At 63.8% G+C, this 1,563-nt stretch carries 1 pseudogene; it reads right to left on the bottom strand.

Annotated elements, in window-relative coordinates:
• Nucleotides 1-604: 604 nt before the first annotated feature.
• A pseudogene (locus AB0G04_RS43800) lies at nt 605-1,441 on the bottom strand (IS256 family transposase); the annotation flags it as partial.
• Between the last annotated feature and the right edge of the window lie 122 nt (nt 1,442-1,563).

The raw sequence follows: 1,563 nt of genomic DNA, 5'->3' as shown, positions 1-1,563 counted from the left end.
AAGCAGACGTCTTCGCCGGCTACGACCGCCGCACCCTGACCGCTGGCTTCGAGCCGTAACCTGCACCGGAAACAGGCGAGATCGCGGACGGCGGCGGCAAGCGTACGAAGCGCACCAGATGACCGTTCGGAGTCGTCCTTCTTCAGACTCCGGCTGTCTCATGAGACAGCCGGAGTCTGACTCTACGGCTGCGGCCAGGTGCTACAACGGGGCCGAGACTGGCAGGCTTCGTTGATCGAGTAGTCGGAATTCCACCCGGGCAACGGCGGCAGGGTGACGCTCTGTCACAAACCGGGATCTGACCCGCCAGCGCTGAGCATCCGGATCTGCTTGACAAGGATTACCTGCATAATGCCGAGTTGAGGACGTTCACCGACAGGCAATCAGGCACCATGGGCGCGTGTCGTCAGAACGAAATGCGTACGTTCCCAACGAGCTGTTGAGCCGTCTCGTCGGCTGCCGCCTCTACTCGATCGAATTCGTCATGGACTACGTCCAACTGCGCTTTGACGGGCCAACGGAGGACATGCCTGTTCTCAACTGCGAATTGCTGCCCGTCGCGGAGACGGGGTCCGTACCGGGATCGGTGTTTCGGGCTCTTCGGTTAGTAGGTCTCGGCGGCCGGCCAGCGGTCACCGAAGGTGATGGCAAAGGCGTTCAGCACGGGCTTCCAGCGCATCGTCCATCGGGCGCGGCCGGTTCCTGTCGGGTCCAGGCTGCGGGTCACAAGGTACAGGCACTTCAGCGCGGCCTGCTCGCTCGGGAAATGGCCCCGGGCTCGCACGGCCCGCCGATAGCGGGCGTTCAACGACTCGATCGCGTTCGTGGAACAGATCACCTTCCGGATCTCGACGTCATAGTCGAGGAAGGGAATGAACTCGTTCCAGGCGTTACGCCACAGCCGGATCATCGCCCGGTATTTGCTGCCCCATTTCTCTTCCAGCTCGTCCAGAGCAGCCGCCGCCGCGTCCGCGTTGACAGCGGTGTAGATCGGCCGGATGTCTCGCTTGATCGCGTCCGCGTCGGCTCGCGACGTCAACCGGAACGTTTTCCTGATCAAGTGAATGATGCAGGTCTGCACGATGGCTTGCGGCCAGACCGCCTCGATGCTGTCCGGCAGCCCTTTCAGCCCGTCGCAGACGACGAAGAACACGTCGGCCACGCCGCGGTTCTTCAGGTCGACCAGGACGCTGAGCCAGAACTTGGCGCCCTCACCGCCGGTGTCGGCCCACAGGCCCAGGACGTCTTTACGGCCGTCCACGGTGACGCCGATGGCCGCGTAGATGGGCCGGTTCGCGACCTGCCCGTCGCGGACCTTGATGACGATGGCGTCGATGAACACGGCGGCGTACACGCGGTCGAGTGGCCGCGATGACCATTCGGTCATCTCCGCGACGACTTTGTCGGTGATCCGGGAGACGGTCTCCCTGGATACCGACGCGGCTCACAACGTTCGATGTCATCACTCACGGTGCCCATCCCGCCGGACCTCAGCCCGGCGTGTCGGGCCGGAAACACCGCTCCTGTCAGTGTCACGCTTCGATGCGTCCCGGCGGGTTCGCT

The sequence above is a fragment of the Actinoplanes sp. NPDC023801 genome (assembly GCF_040639655.1).
GTDB lineage: Bacteria > Actinomycetota > Actinomycetes > Mycobacteriales > Micromonosporaceae > Actinoplanes.
This window is presented reverse-complemented; position numbering and strand designations above follow the sequence as displayed.